This window comes from Pseudomonas sp. MRSN 12121, from assembly GCF_000931465.1.
Classification (GTDB): domain Bacteria; phylum Pseudomonadota; class Gammaproteobacteria; order Pseudomonadales; family Pseudomonadaceae; genus Aquipseudomonas.
Window position 1 is genome coordinate 284,614 of the sequence record NZ_CP010892.1, and the last position, 18,046, is coordinate 302,659.

The following is an 18,046-nucleotide window of genomic DNA, read 5'->3' on the forward strand; positions in this document are numbered from 1 at the left end:
AAGTGCGCCCGTTCAGGAAGGCGCCATGGCCCGGCGCAACGCCTTCAGCCATTTGACGATGTCCTGCGGATCGAGAGGTTGCGGGGTGTCTAGGTCGGTCATTGTTCTTGTCGTCCTTGTGCCTGTCTGGCCCGTTGAGGTCTGCGGCCGGCTGTCCGTTCCCGGGAGAAGGGGCGCTGCGCAAGCTCCCCGCCGGCGTCAGGAAAAGTAGTCGGGCCGGGCGCGCCTGGCAAACCCGGGAGGTTAGTTTTTTGGGTGATATCAATATGCTTTAACGGTATTTAAATTATTGTTTTTATAGCTATAAAGTCGACGCCTGCCGGGTGGTTACCCACCGCCCAATGGACCGCACCACCGCCGCTGTACCCCAGCGGCGTCCAGGATTGCCATGACCCTCGACTACGCCTTTATCCTCACCACGCTGCCAGCCTTTCTCAAGGCCGTGGGCGTGACCTTGCAGGTCGGCCTGATCGCCATCGCCACTTCCCTGCTGGTGGCCCTGATCAACGCCGCCATCCTGGTGTTCCGTACCCCGTATCTGCGCCGCCTGGTCGGGCTGTACGTGGAGCTGGCGCGCAACACCCCGCTGCTGATCCAGCTGTTCTTCGTGTATTTCGCGCTGCCGGCGCTGGGCCTGAAGATTTCCGGGTTCGCCGCGGCGATCATCACCATGACCTTCCTCGGCGGCGCCTACCTCACCGAGGTATTGCGCGCCGGCGTCGAGGCGGTGCCGGTGGCGCAGCTGGAGTCGGGTCGCTCCATCGGGCTCTCGCACTGGCAACTGCTGCGCCATGTGATCCTGCCGCAGGCCGGGATTCTCAGCCTGCCGTCGCTGTTCGCCAATTTCATCTTCCTGCTCAAGGAAACCACCGTGGTCTCGGCGGTGGCGGTGCCGGAAATTCTCTACACCACCAAGAGCTACATCGCCCTCTACTACAAGACCTACGAAATGCTCGCCGTGCTGACGCTGATCTGCGTGCTGCTGTTCTTGCCGTTGTCGCTGTTGCTCAGCCGCCTGGAAAGGAGGCTGCAACATGGCCAGTTCGGGTCTTGAGTTGCTCTGGGTGTCGTTGCCGCAACTGGGCAAGGGCGCCGCGCAGACATTGTCGATTTCCCTGCTGAGCATTGTTTTCAGCACGGTCGGCGGCGTGCTCTACGGCGTGCTGCGGACCCTCGACAACAAGTGGTTGAACGCGGTGCTGCGCGCCTACCTGGAGCTGTTCCGGGCGATCCCGGTGCTGGTCTGGCTGTACCTGCTGTTCTTCGGTTTCCCGATCTTCTTCGGCCTGAGCATTCCGAGCTTCACCTGCGCGGTGCTGGTGCTGTCGCTGTGGGGCGCCAGCGAAGTCGGCGAGGTGGTGCGCGGCGCCTTGCATTCGCTGCCGCGGGGCCAGCGCGAGGCGGGGCTGTCGATCGGCCTTTCCAGTGCGCAGCTCTACGGCCACGTGCTGCTGCCCCAGGCGCTGAAACGCATGACGCCGCCGACCATCAACGTCTACACGCGGATCATCAAGACCAGCTCGCTGGCGGTGCTGATCGGCGTGGTGGATGTGATCAAGGTCGGCCAGCAGATCATCGAGCGCACCTACGAGTCGGTGCTGATCTACGGCGCCCTGTTCCTGTTTTTCTTCTTTATCTGCTACCCGCTGTCGGCCGCCTCGCGCGTGCTGGAGCGGCGCTGGACGCAAGCATGAGCGCACTGATCGAGTTCCAGGGTTTCAACAAGTTTTTCGGCGAGCAGCAGGTGCTCAAGGACGTCGACCTGCAGGTCGCCCAGGGCGAAGTGGTGGTGATTCTCGGCCCCAGCGGCTGCGGCAAATCCACCTTGCTGCGCTGCCTCAACGGCCTGGAGAAGGCCCACGGCGGACACCTGCGCTTCGCCGGGCGCGAACTGCTGGACCCGGCCACCGACTGGCGCCAGGTACGCCAGGAAATCGGCATGGTGTTCCAGAGCTACCACCTGTTTCCGCACATGAGCGTGCTCGACAACATCCTGCTCGGCCCGCTCAAGGTGCAGAAGCGCGAGCGCCGCGAAGCCCGTGCCCAGGCCGAGGCCCTGCTCGAACGGGTGGGCCTTGCGGACAAGCGCGATGCCTTCCCGCGCCAGCTCTCCGGCGGCCAGCAGCAACGCATCGCCATCGTCCGTTCGCTGTGCATGAACCCCCAGGTGATGCTGTTCGACGAGGTCACCGCGGCGCTGGACCCGGAAATGGTCAAGGAAGTGCTGCAAGTGATCCAGGGCCTGGCCCGGGACGGCATGACCCTGTTGATCGTCACCCACGAAATGGCCTTCGCCCGCGCGGTGGCCGACCGCATCGTGTTCATGGATGCCGGGCGCATCCTTGAACAGAACACTCCCGAGAGTTTCTTCACGAACCCGCGCAGCGCACGCGCGCAGCAGTTCCTGGAGAAATTCTCCTTCGTTGAAGCACTGCCCAAAAAAGCACCTGAAAAGGAATTGGAGCTCTTATGAAAACTGCCAAGTCTTCGCTACTGCTACTCCCGCTGTTTGGCCTCGCCCTGCTGGCCGGCTGCGACAAGTCCGCCGAGGCTCCCAAGCCGGCGGCCAGCAGCGCCAGTGCCAGCGCCGCGCCGGCCGCCGGCTACCTGGACAAGATCAAGGCCCGCGACAAGCTGATCGTCGGGGTGTTCACCGACAAGCCGCCGTTCGGTTTCGTCGATGAGACCGGCCGCTATGTGGGCTTCGATACCGACATCGGCCGGCAATTCGCCAAGGACCTGCTGGGCGACGAGAACAAGGTGGAGTTTGTCGCCGTGGAACCGGCCAGCCGCATTCCGTTCCTGCAGAGCGACAAGGTCGACCTGATCCTGGCCAACATGACCGTGACCCCCGAGCGCAAGGAAGCGGTGGAGTTCACCAACCCCAACCTCAAGGTCGCGGTGCAGGCCCTGGTGCCCAACGGCAGCGAAGTGAAGAACCTGGATGACCTGGCGAGCCGCACCACCATCGTCACCACAGGCACCACCGCCGATATCTGGCTGACCAAGAACCACCCGGACTGGAAGCTGCTGAAGTTCGAGAAGAACAGCGAGTCCCTGCAGGCCCTGGCCAACGGCCGCGGCGACGCCTATGCCCAGGACAACCTGATCCTGTTCAGCTGGTCCAAGCAGAACCCGGGCTACCGCGTGCTGCCGCAGACCCTGGGCGAACAGGCGCCGATCGCGCCGGCGGTGAAGAAAGGCAATATCGAGCTGCGCGACTGGGTCAACGCCGAACTGGCCAAGCTGGGCGAAGACAAGTACCTGCTCAAGCTCTACGACCAGTACGTGCGCAAGGAACTGAGCGACGACACCAAGCCGGAAAGCGTGATCGTCGAAGGCGGCAAGTGGCAGGGGTGACAGCCCTCGCCTGACGTCATCGCGGGCAAGCCTCGCTCCTACAGAAGAAGACTGTGCATGCTTCTGTAGGAGCGGAGATTGCCCGCGATGCTTTTCAGGCGGCGACGAATCAATCCGGCCAATGCCACGCCGGTTCGTCGAGCATGCCCTGGCCGACGATCCCGGTCTGGCCGAGATTCTTCTCCAGCACGATGGCGTTGCACTGCGGGTCCTGTTGCAGGGCGGCGATCAGCCGGCTGGCATGGGACACCACCCACACCTGGCACTGGTGCGAGGCCCGGATGATCAGGCGCGCCAGCGCCGGCAGCAGATCCGGGTGCAGGCTGGTTTCCGGTTCGTTGAGCACCATCAGCGTCGGTGGCCGTGGCGTCAGCAGGGCGGCGACCAGCAGCAGGTAGCGCAGGGTGCCGTCCGACAACTCCGCCGCCGACAGCGGCCGCAGCAGGCCTTCCTGATAGAACTCGATGGCGAAGCGCCCACCCTGCAACGGCGCGATGTTCAGCCGCGCGCCGGGGAACGCATCGCTGACGGCGCTGTGCAGGGCCTCGGGATTGCCGATTTCACGGATGGTCTGCAAGGCGGCCGCCAGGTCGCGGCCATCGTGATGCAGCACCGGGGTACGGGTGCCCAGTTGCGGTTGCCGGGCCGGCGCCTCGGCATCGCTGCGAAAGTGATCGTAGAAGCGCCAGCCGCGGATGTTCTCGCGCAGCAGCAGGACCTCCGGCGACGAGCGCAGGTTGCCCACCTGGTCGAACAGGCTGTCGAAGGTCGGCGTGTGCTGGGCCAGTACGTCCCAGCCGCGCCCCTCGCGGGCGCGGATCATCGGCCCGGCGCGGTTGACCAGCAGGCTGGCCGGGCGATAGAGCGGCCCGGCCCAGATGCACTCGCGCTTGATTTCCGGGTCCAGGGAAAAGTACGACACATGCTCGGGCAGCGGCATGGGCAGGCCCAGGGCGATGGCGTAGCTGAAGTCCTCGCCGGCAAAGCCCAGGCGCAGGCGTTTGCTGTCCTGGCGCACGCTGGCCTGGATGGGCACCTCGCCGTTGCGCATGCGCCGGCTGAGGTTCTCGGGGCCGGCCCAGAAGGTCGAGTCCAGGCCGCCCTCGCGGGCCAGCGCGTTGACCACCCCACCCTGGGCGGTTTCCGCCAGCAGGCGCAGGGCGCGGTACAGGTTGGACTTGCCGCTGCCGTTGGGGCCGGTGATCAGGTTCAACCGCGCCAGCGGAATCACCAGTTTGTTGATCGAGCGGTAATTGGCCACTGCCAGGGTCTTGAGCATCCCGGGGGCTCCTTGTGCATGGACGCGCAGTGTGCCCGATTTTCTTCCCGGCCATCGAACCCCGGCCGACGGAGCGAGCGCGCAATCGCCTTCACAGCGCCTTTCCCCGCTATGGATCACGCATTTGTCCGTCAGCCCCGTGCAGCGTTGGAACCCTGTTCTAAGCTCTCAGTCGTATCGTCATCTGCCCGGACGTATTACTCAAAGGAGCCTGCATGGCTGGTCTCGGATCGAAGTGGATAGTGGGTTTGACACTGGTGGCGTTGCTCAGCGGTTGCGGTGCGGAAAAGCCGACCGAAAAGGATCGGCCACGGGTGCGCGTACAGGAAGTGCAGACCCGGGATTTCGCCGCGCAGGTGACCCTCACCGGGGATGTCCAGGCGCGGGTGCAGACCGAGCTGTCGTTCCGTGTCGGCGGCAAGATCATCCAGCGCCTGGTCGATGTCGGCGATCGGGTCACGGCCAAGCAGGTACTGGCCCGGCTCGACCCGAAGGATTTGCAGACCAATGTCGATTCCGCCGCCGCCGCGGTGTTCGCCGAGCAGGCGCGGGTCAAACAGACCAGCGCGGCCTTCTTCCGCCAGCAGAAACTCCTGCCCAAGGGCTACACCAGCCAGAGCGAATACGATGCCGCCCAGGCGGCGCTGCGCAGCAGCCAGAGCGCCCTGGCCGCGGCGCAGGCGCAACTGGCCAACGCCCGTGAGCAACTGAGCTACACCGCGCTGGTCGCCGAGGCGCCGGGAGTGATCACCGCGCGCCAGGCCGAAGTCGGCCAGGTGGTACAGGCCACGGTGCCGATCTACAGCCTGGCCCGCGATGGCGAACGCGACGCGGTGTTCAACGTCTACGAGTCGCTGCTGGTGGCGCCGCCCAAGGACGATGTGATCCACGTCAGCCTGCTGGACAACCCGAATATCCAGACCACCGGCAAGGTGCGCGAAGTCACCCCGGTGGTCTCGGCGCAGAGCGGCACGGTGCAGGTCAAGGTGGCCCTCGACGGGCTGCCGGCGGGCATGGACCTGGGCTCGGTGGTCAGCGCCAGTGCCAACGCGGCCGGCCAGAACAGCGTCGAACTGCCTTGGGCGGCGCTGACCAAGAACCTCAGCGAACCGGCCGTGTGGCTGGTCGGGGAAGACGGCAAGACGGTGCTGCACAGCGTCACGGTGGGGCGTTACCAGACCGGCCGGGTAATCATCAGCGACGGCCTCAAGGGCGGTGAAAAAGTGGTGATCGCCGGCGGCCAGTTGCTGCATCCGGGCATGCTCGTCGAGATCGATTCCACGCCCGCCAGCCAAGGAGCCACGCCATGAAGCGCCTGCCGCTGTTGTTGTGCGCCGGCCTGGCGCTGGCTGCCTGCTCGAAGGAAGAGCCGGCGCCCACGCCGGTGCGCCCGGTGCTGTCGTTCGAGGTGCGGGCCGAGTCCGAGGAAAGCCTGGGGCGCTTCGCCGGAAGCATCCAGGCCCGCTATGAAACCAACCTCGGCTTTCGCGTGCCGGGACGTATCGCCAATCGCAACGTCGACGTCGGCGCCGAGGTGGGCAAGGGCACGTTGCTCGCGACCCTCGATCCCACCGACCAGCAGAACCAGTTGCGCTCCGCCCAGGGCGACCTGGCGCGGGTCCAGGCGCAATGGATCAATGCCCAGGCCGACGCCCGCCGCCAGCAGCAACTGTTCGACCGCGGCGTTGGCGCCCAGGCGCAGCTGGATATCGCCCAGACCAACCTGAAAACCACCAGCGCCTCGCTGGAGCAGGCCCGGGCCGCTGTCAGCCAGGCTCGCGACCAGCTGGCCTACAGCGAACTGCGCACCGACCACGGCGGCGTGGTCACCGCCTGGAATGCCGAGGCCGGGCAAGTGGTCAGTGCCGGCCAGCAGGTGGTGACCCTGGCCCGTCCGGACATCAAGGAAGCGGTGATCGACCTGCCGGCCGGGCTGGTGGACCAGTTGCCGGCCGACGTGGTGTTCAAGGTCGCCCTGCAGCTGGACCCGAGCGTCAGCACCACGGCGATCGTGCGGGAAATCGAACCCCAGGCGCAGAGCGCCACCCGCACCCGGCGCGCGCGCCTGAGCCTGACCGAAACCCCGCCGGCGTTCCGCCTGGGCACCGCCATCAGCGTGACGCTCAGCTCGGCCATCGTGCCGCGGATCGAGGTGCCGCTGTCGGCCTTGCAGGAGGCGGACGGCAAGACCCGGGTCTGGGTCGTCGACGCGCAGGCGCAAACCGTGGCGCCGCGCGAGGTCGCGGTACTCAGCCGGGGGCCTGACACGGTGCTGGTCAGCAGCGGCATCAAGATCGGCGAGCGAGTGGTGAGCGCCGGCGTGAACAGCCTCGAACCGGGGCAGAAAGTAAAAATCGACGAGGACAGTCCACGATGACGCCCACCACCAAAGGGACCTTCAACTTATCCGAGTGGGCCATCAAGCATCAGTCGTTCGTCTGGTACCTGATGTTCGTCGCGCTGCTGATGGGCGTGTTTTCCTACATGAACCTGGGGCGTGAGGAGGATCCGTCCTTCACCATCAAGACCATGGTCATCCAGACCCGCTGGCCGGGCGCGACCCAGGAGGAGACCCTCAAGCAGGTCACTGACCGCATCGAGAAAAAACTCGAGGAGCTGGACTCCCTCGACTACGTGAAAAGCTATACCCGCCCCGGCGAGTCGACGGTGTTCGTCTACTTGCGCGACACCACCAACGGCAAGGACATCCCCGAGATCTGGTACCAGGTGCGCAAGAAGATCAACGACATTCGCGGCGACTTTCCCCAGGGGTTGCAGGGGCCGGGGTTCAACGACGAATTCGGCGACGTGTTCGGTTCGGTCTACGCCTTCACTGCCGACGGCCTGAGCATGCGCCAGCTGCGCGACTACGTGGAGCAGGTGCGCGCCGAGATCCGCGAAGTGCCGAACCTGGGCAAGGTGGAGATGGTCGGCGAGCAGGACGAAGTCATCTACCTGAACTTTTCCACGCGCAAGCTGGCGGCCCTGGGCATCGACCAGCGCCAGGTCCTGCAAAGCCTGCAAGCGCAGAACGCGGTGACCCCGGCCGGGGTGATCGAGGCCGGGCCGGAGCGGATCTCCGTGCGTACCTCGGGGCAGTTCGCCTCCGAGAAAGACCTGGCCACGGTCAACCTGCGGCTCAACGACCGCTTCTATCGCCTGGCGGATATCGCCGAGATCAGCCGCGGTTACGTGGACCCCTCGACCCCGCAGTTTCGCTTCAACGGCCAGCCGGCCATCGGCCTGGCGATTGCCATGAAGAAGGGCGGCAACATCCAGGACTTCGGCAAGGCCCTGCACGCCAAGATGGCGCAGCTCACCGCCGACCTGCCGGTGGGCGTCGGCGTGCACACGGTGTCGGACCAGGCCGAAGTGGTGGAAAAAGCCGTCGGTGGCTTTACCAGCGCCCTGTTCGAGGCGGTGGTGATCGTGCTGGTGGTGAGCTTCATCAGCCTCGGTGTGCGCGCCGGGCTGGTGGTGGCATGCTCGATTCCGCTGGTGCTGGCGATGGTCTTCGTGTTCATGGAGTACAGCGGCATCACCATGCAGCGGATTTCCCTCGGCGCGCTGATCATCGCCCTGGGCCTGTTGGTGGATGACGCGATGATCACCGTGGAAATGATGGTCACGCGCCTGGAAATGGGCGAGACCAAGGAGCAGGCGGCCACCTTCGCCTACACCTCCACGGCCTTTCCCATGCTCACCGGGACCCTGGTGACGGTCGCCGGCTTCGTGCCCATCGGGCTCAACGCCAGCTCCGCCGGCGAGTACACCTTCACCCTGTTCGCGGTGATCGCGGTGGCCATGCTGGTGTCCTGGATCGTCGCCGTGCTGTTCGCCCCGGTCATCGGCCTGCATATCCTCAGTACCGACGTGAAACCCCACTCCGAGGAGCCGGGGCGCATCGGTCGCGCCTTCAATGGCGGCCTGCTGTGGGCCATGCGCAACCGCTGGTGGGCCATCGGCATCACCCTCCTGATGTTCGTGCTGGCGGTGGTCGGCATGCGTTTCGTGCAGAACCAGTTCTTCCCGTCCTCGGACCGCCCGGAGCTGCTGGTCGACCTCAACCTGCCGCAGAACGCCTCGATCGCCGAGACCCGCAAGGCCGTGGACCGCCTGGAGGCGACCCTCAAGGACGATCCGGATGTCCTGCGCTGGAGCACCTACATCGGCGAGGGCGCGATCCGTTTCTACCTGCCGCTGGACCAGCAGTTGCAGAACCCCTATTACGCGCAGCTGGTGGTCGTCAGCAAAGGCCTGGAGTCGCGCGCGGCCTTGACCGAGCGCCTGAAAAAACGCCTGCGCGACGACTTCGTCGGCATCGGCAGCTACGTGCAGGCCCTGGAAATGGGCCCGCCGGTGGGGCGGCCGATCCAGTACCGGGTCAGCGGCAAGGACATCGACCAGGTGCGCAAGCATGCCATCGAGCTGGCCACCGAGCTGGACAAGAACTCGCACATCGGCGAGATCATCTACGACTGGAACGAGCCGGGCAAAGTCCTGCGCGTCGACATCGCCCAGGACAAGGCGCGGCAGTTGGGGCTGTCTTCGGAAGACGTGGCGCAATTGATGAACAGCATCGTCAGCGGCGCCACCGTGACCCAGGTGCATGACGACATCTACCTGATCAACGTGGTCGGTCGCGCCGACGACAAGGAGCGCGGTTCGCCGGAAACCCTGCAGAACCTGCAGATCGTCAGCCCCAACGGCACCTCGATCCCGTTGCTGGCCTTCGCCACCGTGCGCTACGAGCTGGAGCAGCCGCTGGTCTGGCGTCGCGACCGCAAGCCGACCATCACCATCAAGGCCTCGGTGCGCGACGAGATCCAGCCCACCGACCTGGTCAGGTTGCTCAAGCCGGATATCGACAAATTCGCCGCCAGCCTGCCGGTCGGTTATTCGGTGGCCACCGGCGGTACGGTGGAGGAAAGCGGCAAGGCCCAGGGGCCGATCGCCAAAGTGGTGCCGTTGATGCTGTTCCTCATGGCGACCTTCCTGATGATCCAGCTGCACAGTGTGCAGAAGCTGTTCCTGGTGGCCAGCGTCGCGCCCCTGGGGCTGATCGGCGTGGTCCTGGCGCTGGTGCCGACGGGCACGCCCATGGGCTTCGTGGCGATCCTCGGGATTCTCGCGCTGATCGGCATCATCATCCGCAACTCGGTGATCCTGGTCACCCAGATCGACGAGTTCGAGCGCGCCGGGCATTCGCCCTGGGACGCGGTGGTGCAGGCCACCGAGCACCGGCGCCGGCCGATCCTGCTGACCGCGGCGGCGGCCAGCCTGGGCATGATCCCGATCGCCCGGGAAGTGTTCTGGGGACCGATGGCCTACGCCATGATCGGCGGCATCATCGTCGCCACCCTGCTGACGCTGCTGTTCCTGCCGGCGCTGTATGTGGCCTGGTACAAGATCAAGGAGCCGAAGCCGGACCGCACCACCCACTGACCCGTAGGAGCGAAGCTTGCTCACGATGGCGGTGTATCAGGCGGATCGCTATCGCGGGCAAGCCTCGCTCCTACGGATCGGTGGCGTGCCACGAATTTCGCTGCAACCCGGGTCCTATAGGAGCGGGGTTGTGGTGGGTGTCAGGCCTTGCGCCAGACGCTGGCCAGCCAGGGTTGTTGTTCCCGTGGCAAGCCGGCGGGGCGGTAGTAGTGCTCCAGCTCGACGAAGCCCGCCGCCGTCAGCAATCGCTGCCACGCCGCCAGGTCGTGGTAGGCGCCGTAACGCGGGCCGTTCCAGCCTTCGCGGTTGTCGCCCCGGGGGTTGGAGCTGAACAGCACGCCGCCGGGTTTCAACGTGGCATGCAACTGGCGCAGCACCCGCGGCAGCTCCTGCCCGGGGATATGGAACAGCACGGCGTTGGCGAAGATGCCGTCGAAGCGCTCGGCCGGCAGGTCGAGCTTCAGAAAGTCCTGCTGCCAGACCTCGCAGCCGCTGTCGTCGCGGGCCATCTGCGCGAACCGCTCGGAGCCGTCGAGGCCGACCGCGACATGGCCGAGGCGGGTAAAAGCCTGGAGGTCACGCCCGGGGCCGCAGCCGAAATCCAGCACGGTGAAGGGCGCGCTGCCCCGGATATGCCGCAGCAGCGCGTCGATGTTCTGGCTGACATCGTGGTCGCGGGTGCCTTCGCGGAAGTCTTCGGCGACCTGGTTGTAGTGGCCCAGGGTGGTGGCGGTGATCTGGTCGAGGTCGGTGGGAGCGAGTTTCATGGCGGGCTGCGCTGGTTGGGGGTGGTGCGCCGAATATTACCCCCAATGCCGGCAACTCCGCTCTGGGTAGCTCTGTAGCCGCTGCCGAGCTTCAGCGAGGCTGCGATCGACCGCGAAGCGGGCGCCAAGCCAGGCGACACCAATCCATCAGACACACCGCATTGTCAGGTTTTACGGGGCTTTGCCCCGATCGCAGCCTCGCTGGCGCTCGGCAGCGGCTACAGGGCTACAGGGCCACAGAGCTACAGGTCGATCACGTTGCCTTTTGTAGGAGCGAAGCTTGCTCGCGATGACGTTCGAACGGACAGCGCCGACCTCAGCGCTTGTCGAGCGCGCGCGCCAGGCGATCGCCGCTGAGCTGGATGGCCGCCACCAGGACCACCAGCAGCACGATTACCGTGAGCATGATCTGGCTGTCGAAACGCTGGTAGCCGTAGCGATAGGCAATGTCCCCCAGGCCCCCGGCCCCGATCGCCCCGGCCATGGCCGAGGAATTGATCATGGTCACCAGGGTGATGGTGAAACCGCCGACGATGCCCGGCAGCGCCTCCGGCAGCAGCACATGCCGGACGATATGCCAGCGTCGGCAACCCATGGCCTGGGCGGCTTCGATCAGGCCATGGTCGACCTCGCGCAGGCTGACTTCGGCGATCCGGGCGAAGAACGGCGTGGCGGCAATGGTCAGCGGCACCACCGCCGCCCACACGCCGTAGGTGGTGCCGACGATCAGCCGGGTGAAGGGGATCAGCGCCACCATCAGGATCAGGAACGGAATCGAGCGGAACAGGTTGACGAAGGCCCCCAGCACCGCGTTCAGCCTCGGTGCCTCATAGATCCCGCCCTTGCCGCTGGTGACCAGGAACACCGCCAGCGGCACCCCCGCCAGCAAGGCGATCAAGGACGACACGCCGACCATCAGCAGGGTATCGAGGATGCCCTGCAGCAAGCGATCAAACCACATAACCGAGTACCTCTACCTGTTGGGTCCACTGCTTGTGCAAAAAGTGCTGCGCCCGCAGGCGCTGCTCCTCGGCGCCCAGGGACGAGCCGTTGACCGCCAGCAGCAACTGCCCCAGGGCATGGCCCTGGATCCGTTCCACGCCGCCGTGCAGCAGGCGCACACGCCCGCCAAGGGTGGCGAACAGCGCCGCCAGGTCCGGCTCGTCGCTGATCCTGCCGGTGAAGCGCAGCCGCAGTACCACCGCCGCGTCCGAAGACGCCGGCTGGGCTTGCAGGTGCCCCTGCAACTCTTGCGGCAGGTCGTGCTGCAAGGGCGCCAGCAGGCTCTTGCTGACTTCGTGCTGCGGGTTGCCGAACACTTCCCAGACCGGCCCCTGCTCGACGATATGCCCATGTTCCAGCACCACCACCCGGTCGCAGATATCGCGGATCACCGCCATCTCATGGGTGATCAGCACGATGGTCAGGCCCAGGCGCTGGTTGATCTCCTTGAGCAGGCCGAGGATCGACTGGGTGGTCTCCGGGTCGAGTGCCGAGGTGGCCTCGTCGCACAGCAGGATCGCCGGGTCGTGCACCAGCGCCCGGGCGATGCCGACCCGCTGTTTCTGGCCCCCCGACAGTTGCGCGGGGTAGGCCTTGTGCTTGTCCTTCAGGCCCACCAGTTCCAGCAGTTCGCGCACCTTGCGCTCGCGCTGTTCCCTGGGCACGCCGGCGACCTTCAGCGGCAGCTCGACGTTCTGCCACACGGTCTTGGCCGACATCAGGTTGAAGTGCTGGAAGATCATGCCGATGCGCCGGCGCAGCTCCACCAGGCGGTCTTCGTCGAAGTCGCCGATGTCCACCTGATCGATCAGCACCCGGCCGCTCGAGGGTTGTTCCAGGCGATTGATGGTGCGGATCAGCGACGACTTGCCCGCGCCGCTGCGGCCGATGATGCCGAACACTTCGCCGCGCTGGATCGCCAGGTCGATGCCGTGCAGGGCCTGCACCGGGCCTTGCTGGCCCTGGTAGGTCTTGGCCACGCCGATGAAGCGCACATGGGCCCGGCTCAGTTCCGGATGCAGTTGCGCCGGCAGCTCGGTGTGCCCCGCGCCTTGCGGCTGCCCGGCGGGCGGCGTGGATGACGGGAGGTAGGCGACGCTCATCTCAACCTTCCCAGCCGGCTTGGTAGAGCTTGCCATGGGCTTTGTCCAGGGCGGCGCGTACCACCGGCGAATGCTGGTAGATGTCGACGAACTTGATCAGCCGCGGATCGGTCTTGCTCTTGGGCTGGATCACGAACTGGATCACGTATTCCTTGTGGTCGAGGCCGTCGAACAGCAACGCCGAGCCGGCATCGAAGGTCTTGGCCAGGCGGATATAGGCCGGGTAGCCCTGCACCAGGTCGGCGTCGTCATAGGCGCGCACCAGTTGCACCGCTTCGACCTGGAGGATCTTCAGCTTCTTCGGGTTGGCGACAATGTCGTCCTCGGTGGCCTTGTAGCCGACCCCCGGCTTGAGCGTGATCAGCCCGGCCTTGGCCAGCAGCTGCAAGCCGCGGCCGCTGTTGATCGGGTCGTTGGCGATGGCCACGCTGGCGCCCTCGGGCAGCTCGTCGAAGCTTTTGTATTTCTTCGAGTACAGGCCGACGTTGTTGATGATCCCCGGGGCGAACGGCACCAGGTCGAAACCGGCGGCGGCCTTGGCGTTTTCCAGGAACGGGATGTGCTGGAAGTAGTTCACGTCGATATCGCCGGTGGCCAGGCTGACGTTCGGCGCGATCCAGTCGGTGAACTCCACCAGTTCGACTTTCAGGCCCTGCTTGTCGGCCTCCGCGACGGCGGCCTCCAGGGGAATGGCGAAGGCGGCGGTGGTGCCGACCTTCAGCGGCGCATCGGCGGCGAATGCCGCGCCGGTGAACAGTCCGAGGGCGAGGGCCAGTGCTTTGACTGGGTGGCTCAGGAGTTTGCTTTTCATGGGTTTGGTTCCAGTCAGTGCAGTGGTTTTGGGGTGTTCGTTGTGGCCTCATCGCGGGCAAGCCTCGCTCCTACAGAGCACGCGTCGCTTTTGTAGGAGCGAGCGGGCGGCGATCCGACTTGCCCGCGATGCTTTTAGCGGCGGTAGTCCGCGCCAGTGTGTTGCTCCGGCAGTCGCGCCTCGCGCTGGAACAGCTTTTCGCGCAAGGTGCCGCTGTCGTAGGCGGTCTTGTACGAGCCGCGGCGTTGCAGCTCGGGGATCACCAGGTCGATGAAGTCGACATAACTTTCCGGGGTGACGATGCGGGTCAGGTTGAAGCCGTCGAGGCCGGTTTCGGCGATCCAGGATTCCAGGTCGTCGGCCACCTGCTGCGGCGAGCCGACCACGGTGAAGTAGCGCCCGCCCAGGGCGTGCTGGTCGAGCAGCTTGCGCCGGGTCCAGTCGTTGTTCTGCAGGTTCCGGGTGGCCGACTGGATGGCGTTGCTCTTCACGTACTGGATCGGCTCGTCGATTTCGTACTGGGAAAAGTCGATGGCGGTGGACGCCGAGAAATGCGCCACCCCGGCCTCGGCGCTGGCGTGGCTGCGGTACTCGGCGTGCTTCTTCCAGGCCAGTTCCTCGGTCTCGGCGACTATCACGTTGAGCCCCATGAACACCTTGATGTCTGCGGGGTCGCGTCCGGCCGCCACGGCGCTGGCGCGCACCTTGTCCACCTGGGCCCGGGTCGAGGCCTTGTTCTGCCCGCTGATGAACACGCATTCGGCGTGGCGCCCGGCGAACGCCAGGCCGCGGTCCGAACTGCCGGCCTGGAACAGCACCGGCGTGCGCTGCGGCGAGGGCTCGCACAGGTGATAGCCCTCGACCCGGTAGAACTCGCCCTGGTGCTCGACCTTGTGCACCTTGTCCGGCCGGGCATAGATCCGCTGTTCGCGGTCGTCGATCACCGCGTCGTCTTCCCAGCTGCCTTCCCAGAGTTTGTAGAGCACCTCCAGGTATTCGTCGGCCTGGTCGTAGCGCCGGTCGTGCTCGGCCTGCTGGTCCAGGCCCATGGCCTTGGCGGCGCTGTCCAGGTAACCGGTGACGATATTCCAGCCGACCCGGCCACGGCTCAAGTGGTCCAGCGTCGACATGCGCCGGGCGAACAGGTACGGCGGCTCGTAGGTGAGGTTGGCGGTGAGGCCGAAGCCGAGGTTGCGGGTCACCGCGGCCATGGCCGACACCAGCAGCAGCGGGTCGTTGACCGGCAGCTGGATGGACTCCTTGAGCGTCACGTCCAGCGAGTTCTGGTAGACGTCGTAGACCCCGACGATGTCGGCGATGAACAGCCCGTCGAACAGCCCGCGTTCCAGCAGCTGTGCCAGCTCGGTCCAGTATTCGAGGGTCTTGTACTGGGTCGAGTTGTCCCGCGGGTGGGTCCACAGGCCATGGTTGATATGCCCGATGCAGTTCATGTTGAAGGCATTGAGCAGGATTTTCTTCTTGGCGGTTTGCGGCGCGGCCATCAGATGGTCCCCCGCAGTGGCGGGTTCGTCTCGTTGAGGTAGTAGTTGCCCACCGCGTGGTACTTCCAGCGCACCGGGTCGTGCAGGGTGTGCACCCGGGCGTTGCGCCAGTGGCGGTCCAGGCCGTGCTCGGCCAGGGTCGCCTGGCTGCCGGCCAGCTCGAACAGGGTGCTGCCGGCGGCCAGGGAAATCTCGGTGCTGATGGCGCGGGCCTCGGCGATCGCGATGGAGGCGGCGGCCACGGTTGCGGCGTTGGTCTCGGCCTGGGCGGCGTCGAGGAACTCCCCGGCACGCTCCAGCAACGCCTCGGTGGCGTGCAGGCGGATGCTCAGCTGGCCGAAGCTCTTGAGGGTCAGTGGGTCTTCGGTGGCCTTGTCGCTGCCCGCGTCGATCCACGGCCGGGTGCGGGTGCGCACGAAGTGCAGGGCATCCTCATACGCCGCGCGGGCAATGCCGGTATCGATGGCCGCATGGAGGATCTGCGCCAGCGGGCCGACGGGGGTCGGCCGCTCGAAGGCGCTCTGGAAGGGGATCACGTCTTCGGCGGCGACGAATACGTCCTCGAACACCACCGAACCGCTGCCGGTGGTGCGCTGGCCGAAGCCGCTCCAGTCGTCGATCACGTTCAGGCCGCGGCTGCCGGCCGGCACGAAGGCCAGCTGCTGCACGCCGTTTTCGTCCACCACCGAGGTGGGGATGCGCTGGGCGTAGAGGGCGCCGGTGGAGTAGAACTTGCGACCGTTGATGCGATAGCCGCTTTGCCCTTCGTGGGTATCCGGGGTCAGGCGGGTGGTGCGGTCATGGGCGGTGCGGGTGCCCAGTTCGGCCAGGGCGTTGCCGAAGCGCTGGCCGGCCAGGACCTCGGCGTACAGGCGTTTTTTCTGCGCCTCGCTGCCATTCACCCGCAGCACTTCGAGGGCGTAGAAATGGTTCTGCGGAATCTGCCCGAGGGAACCGTCGGCCTGGGCGATCAGGGCGATGACCCGGGCCAGGGTGACGTTGGAGACGCCGGCGCCGCCGTATTCCTTGGGCACGCTGATGCCCCACAGGCCAGAGCGGGAGAAGGCTTCGAGTTCGGGGTGGGGCAGGCGGCGTTCGCGGTCGCGCAGGGCGCTGTCGCGCTTGAAATCCTCGGCCAGGTCGCTGGCGACGATCAGGGCTTGCTCATCGCTGGTTATGACCGCGACGTGTGGGGAAAGAGTCATGTGCTTCTCCAGAGATCTGGTCGCTTAAATCCAGGAATGGCGAGCCGGCAGAGTGCCGTTCAGGTGGTAGGTGCCGACGGCGTGGTATTTCCAGCGCACCGGATCGTGCAGGGTGTGGACCCGGGCGTTGCGCCAGTGCCGGTCTAGGTTGAATTCGGCGAGGGTGGCGCGGCTGCCGGCCAGCTCGAAGAGTTTTTCGCTGGCCAGCAAGGAGATCTCGGTGGTCAGCACCTTGGCTTCGGCCACGGCGATCGAGGCGCGGGCGGCGGACTCGGCGCTGATCGGCGCCGCGCTGACCTGGTCCAGGACCTGGCCGGCCTTGCGCAGCAGGGCTTCGGCGGCGTGCAGTTCGATTTTCAGCTTGCCGATGTCGGCGATCACGTAGAGGTCGTCGCTGGCCCGCTCGACCTGGGCGTCGACCCAGGGGCGCGAGCGTTCGCGGACAAAGCGGATGGCGTCGTCGATGGCTTCGCGGGCGATGCCGGCGTCGATGGCTGCCTGGATCAACTGCGAGACCGCGCCCTGGATATTCGGCGACTGGTTGATGCGCCAGTTGTCCACCACCAGCTCGGCGTCGACCCGCACATCGTTGAGCAGGATGGTGCCGCTGGCGGTGGTGCGCTGGCCGAAGCCGGACCAGTCATCGACGATGCGCAGCCCCGGCGTGCCGCGGCGGACGAAGGCCAGCACCTGCTTGCCGTCGTCGTTCAGCGCCTTGACCGCGACCCAGTGGGCGAACAGGGCGCCGGTGGAATAGAACTTCTGGCCATTGAGCCGGTAACCGTCGCCGTCGGCGGTGATCCGCGCCTTGAGTTCCAGGGTGTTCTTGGCGCCGCGTTCCGGGCCGGCATTACCGATGCGCCAGCCTTCCAGCACGCTCTGGAACAGCTGCTTCTTCTGCCGTTCGGTAGCGCTGCCGAGGACCAGGTTGAGAATGCCGAAGTGGTTCTGCGGGATTTGCCCCAGGGCCGGGTCGGCCGCGGAGATGATCGCGAAGACTTCGGCCAGGGTCACGAAGGACACCTGCGGGCCGCCGTATTCCCGCGGGATGGCGATACTGCCCAGGCCACTGCGGGTGAAGTGTTCGATTTCCGCCCATGGCAGCTTGCGCTGCTGGTCGCGCCGGGCCGCCTGGTGGCGGGCGAGGGCGGCGAGTTCATGGGCGGCTTGCAGGGCTTGCGCGTCGTCGCGCAGCACCCGTGCGGGCAACAACAGGGGGGCGACGTCCAGATCGCTCTGGACAGTTGCGTCGGCCAGACTGGACATCAGCGCCACTCCTTGGCTGCACGCAATGCCCTGGCGTTCTGCACTGGGGTGATTGTGTTCCGGACCATACCTACCTCACATCTTCTGGATTGCCGCGGCGGGGCGGCGAAATCGGGTTCAAGAATGTCCGGTGGTCCGGTGCATATACCCTATGCGCGTATAAAAATTAAATAAACTAACTTCTAGGAATATACATAGAAGAGGTTTACGTATACGTCAGGCAGGGAGGAACGCCGCACAGATGGGAGGGGGCTGCGGCAGTTTTGCGGCTGCTGCGCAGCCGATCGCAGCCTCGCGGTGCTCGGC

Annotated in this window: 15 protein-coding genes; 7 read left to right on the plus strand and 8 right to left on the minus strand. The window is 65.9% G+C overall.

Going from position 1 to position 18,046, the window contains the following annotated elements; translation table 11 throughout:
- The first annotated feature begins 388 nt into the window (after positions 1-388).
- Genes TO66_RS01240 through TO66_RS01255 form a run of 4 tightly spaced genes read left to right on the plus strand, consistent with a single transcriptional unit; the run spans position 389 to position 3,360 of the window.
- Positions 389-1,054 carry an amino acid ABC transporter permease gene (locus tag TO66_RS01240; RefSeq protein WP_044460604.1) on the plus strand — a complete coding sequence of 222 codons (666 nt, stop codon included), beginning with the start codon at positions 389-391 and terminating at the stop codon, positions 1,052-1,054.
- A complete protein-coding gene (locus TO66_RS01245; protein ID WP_044460605.1) occupies positions 1,035-1,694 on the plus strand; it encodes an amino acid ABC transporter permease in 660 nt (219 codons plus the stop codon). The genes TO66_RS01240 and TO66_RS01245 overlap by 20 nt, the downstream gene beginning before the upstream one ends.
- Positions 1,691-2,473: an amino acid ABC transporter ATP-binding protein gene (locus TO66_RS01250; protein ID WP_044460606.1), complete on the plus strand. Its 783-nt coding sequence runs from the start codon at positions 1,691-1,693 to the stop codon at positions 2,471-2,473. Before TO66_RS01245 ends, TO66_RS01250 begins: the two co-directional genes overlap by 4 nt.
- Entirely contained in the window at positions 2,470-3,360 is an 891-nt protein-coding gene (locus TO66_RS01255; protein WP_044460607.1) for a transporter substrate-binding domain-containing protein, read from the plus strand. The genes TO66_RS01250 and TO66_RS01255 overlap by 4 nt, the downstream gene beginning before the upstream one ends.
- A gap of 109 nt (positions 3,361-3,469) precedes the next feature.
- On the opposite strand, the gene TO66_RS01260 is transcribed toward TO66_RS01255, so the two are convergent.
- On the minus strand, positions 3,470-4,639 hold the full coding sequence (locus TO66_RS01260; protein ID WP_044460608.1) for an AAA family ATPase: 1,170 nt from the start codon (positions 4,637-4,639) through the stop codon (positions 3,470-3,472).
- A gap of 215 nt (positions 4,640-4,854) precedes the next feature.
- On the opposite strand from TO66_RS01260, the gene TO66_RS01265 reads away from it, so the two are divergent.
- The 3 genes from TO66_RS01265 to TO66_RS01275 are packed head-to-tail and all read left to right on the plus strand — an operon-like array spanning position 4,855 to position 10,084.
- Positions 4,855-5,949, plus strand: coding sequence for an efflux RND transporter periplasmic adaptor subunit (locus TO66_RS01265; RefSeq protein ID WP_044460609.1), 1,095 nt, complete (start codon positions 4,855-4,857; stop codon positions 5,947-5,949).
- Positions 5,946-7,016 carry an efflux RND transporter periplasmic adaptor subunit gene (locus TO66_RS01270; protein ID WP_044460610.1) on the plus strand — a complete coding sequence of 357 codons (1,071 nt, stop codon included), beginning with the start codon at positions 5,946-5,948 and terminating at the stop codon, positions 7,014-7,016. Before TO66_RS01265 ends, TO66_RS01270 begins: the two co-directional genes overlap by 4 nt.
- Positions 7,013-10,084: an efflux RND transporter permease subunit gene (locus TO66_RS01275; RefSeq protein WP_044460611.1), complete on the plus strand. Its 3,072-nt coding sequence runs from the start codon at positions 7,013-7,015 to the stop codon at positions 10,082-10,084. Before TO66_RS01270 ends, TO66_RS01275 begins: the two co-directional genes overlap by 4 nt.
- Positions 10,085-10,224: 140 nt before the next feature.
- Here the strand turns inward: TO66_RS01275 and TO66_RS01280 are convergent, their stop codons facing one another.
- The 7 genes from TO66_RS01280 to TO66_RS01310 form a co-directional block, all read right to left on the minus strand.
- Positions 10,225-10,851 (minus strand): bifunctional 2-polyprenyl-6-hydroxyphenol methylase/3-demethylubiquinol 3-O-methyltransferase UbiG, encoded by a 627-nt coding sequence (locus TO66_RS01280; protein WP_044460612.1) that lies wholly within the window; start codon positions 10,849-10,851, stop codon positions 10,225-10,227.
- A 316-nt stretch (positions 10,852-11,167) separates the two neighbouring features.
- Complete coding sequence (locus TO66_RS01285; protein WP_044460613.1) at positions 11,168-11,812, minus strand: methionine ABC transporter permease; 645 nt, start codon at positions 11,810-11,812, stop codon at positions 11,168-11,170.
- On the minus strand, positions 11,802-12,956 hold the full coding sequence (locus TO66_RS01290; protein WP_044460614.1) for a methionine ABC transporter ATP-binding protein: 1,155 nt from the start codon (positions 12,954-12,956) through the stop codon (positions 11,802-11,804). Before TO66_RS01290 ends, TO66_RS01285 begins: the two co-directional genes overlap by 11 nt.
- A gap of 1 nt (position 12,957) precedes the next feature.
- Positions 12,958-13,767 carry a MetQ/NlpA family ABC transporter substrate-binding protein gene (locus tag TO66_RS01295; protein ID WP_044460615.1) on the minus strand — a complete coding sequence of 270 codons (810 nt, stop codon included), beginning with the start codon at positions 13,765-13,767 and terminating at the stop codon, positions 12,958-12,960.
- Between the two features lie 134 nt (positions 13,768-13,901).
- Positions 13,902-15,269, minus strand: coding sequence for an LLM class flavin-dependent oxidoreductase (locus tag TO66_RS01300; RefSeq protein ID WP_044460616.1), 1,368 nt, complete (start codon positions 15,267-15,269; stop codon positions 13,902-13,904).
- The gene (locus TO66_RS01305) at positions 15,269-16,474 is read right to left on the minus strand and encodes an SfnB family sulfur acquisition oxidoreductase (protein ID WP_044460617.1); all 1,206 of its coding nucleotides are present in this window, start codon (positions 16,472-16,474) and stop codon (positions 15,269-15,271) included. The genes TO66_RS01300 and TO66_RS01305 overlap by 1 nt, the downstream gene beginning before the upstream one ends.
- 24 nt (positions 16,475-16,498) lie before the next feature.
- Positions 16,499-17,740, minus strand: a complete 1,242-nt coding sequence (locus TO66_RS01310) for an SfnB family sulfur acquisition oxidoreductase (protein ID WP_044460618.1) — start codon at positions 17,738-17,740, stop codon at positions 16,499-16,501.
- Positions 17,741-18,046: the final 306 nt, after the last annotated feature.

Coding starts and splice junctions, on each gene's coding strand:
- TO66_RS01240 (WP_044460604.1), top strand. CDS start 389: ATGACCCTCGACTACGCCTTTATCCTCACCACGCTGCCAGCCTTTCTC.
- TO66_RS01245 (WP_044460605.1), top strand. CDS start 1,035: ATGGCCAGTTCGGGTCTTGAGTTGCTCTGGGTGTCGTTGCCGCAACTG.
- TO66_RS01250 (WP_044460606.1), top strand. CDS start 1,691: ATGAGCGCACTGATCGAGTTCCAGGGTTTCAACAAGTTTTTCGGCGAG.
- TO66_RS01255 (WP_044460607.1), top strand. CDS start 2,470: ATGAAAACTGCCAAGTCTTCGCTACTGCTACTCCCGCTGTTTGGCCTC.
- TO66_RS01260 (WP_044460608.1), bottom strand. CDS start 4,639: ATGCTCAAGACCCTGGCAGTGGCCAATTACCGCTCGATCAACAAACTG.
- TO66_RS01265 (WP_044460609.1), top strand. CDS start 4,855: ATGGCTGGTCTCGGATCGAAGTGGATAGTGGGTTTGACACTGGTGGCG.
- TO66_RS01270 (WP_044460610.1), top strand. CDS start 5,946: ATGAAGCGCCTGCCGCTGTTGTTGTGCGCCGGCCTGGCGCTGGCTGCC.
- TO66_RS01275 (WP_044460611.1), top strand. CDS start 7,013: ATGACGCCCACCACCAAAGGGACCTTCAACTTATCCGAGTGGGCCATC.
- TO66_RS01280 (WP_044460612.1), bottom strand. CDS start 10,851: ATGAAACTCGCTCCCACCGACCTCGACCAGATCACCGCCACCACCCTG.
- TO66_RS01285 (WP_044460613.1), bottom strand. CDS start 11,812: ATGTGGTTTGATCGCTTGCTGCAGGGCATCCTCGATACCCTGCTGATG.
- TO66_RS01290 (WP_044460614.1), bottom strand. CDS start 12,956: ATGAGCGTCGCCTACCTCCCGTCATCCACGCCGCCCGCCGGGCAGCCG.
- TO66_RS01295 (WP_044460615.1), bottom strand. CDS start 13,767: ATGAAAAGCAAACTCCTGAGCCACCCAGTCAAAGCACTGGCCCTCGCC.
- TO66_RS01300 (WP_044460616.1), bottom strand. CDS start 15,269: ATGGCCGCGCCGCAAACCGCCAAGAAGAAAATCCTGCTCAATGCCTTC.
- TO66_RS01305 (WP_044460617.1), bottom strand. CDS start 16,474: ATGACTCTTTCCCCACACGTCGCGGTCATAACCAGCGATGAGCAAGCC.
- TO66_RS01310 (WP_044460618.1), bottom strand. CDS start 17,740: ATGTCCAGTCTGGCCGACGCAACTGTCCAGAGCGATCTGGACGTCGCC.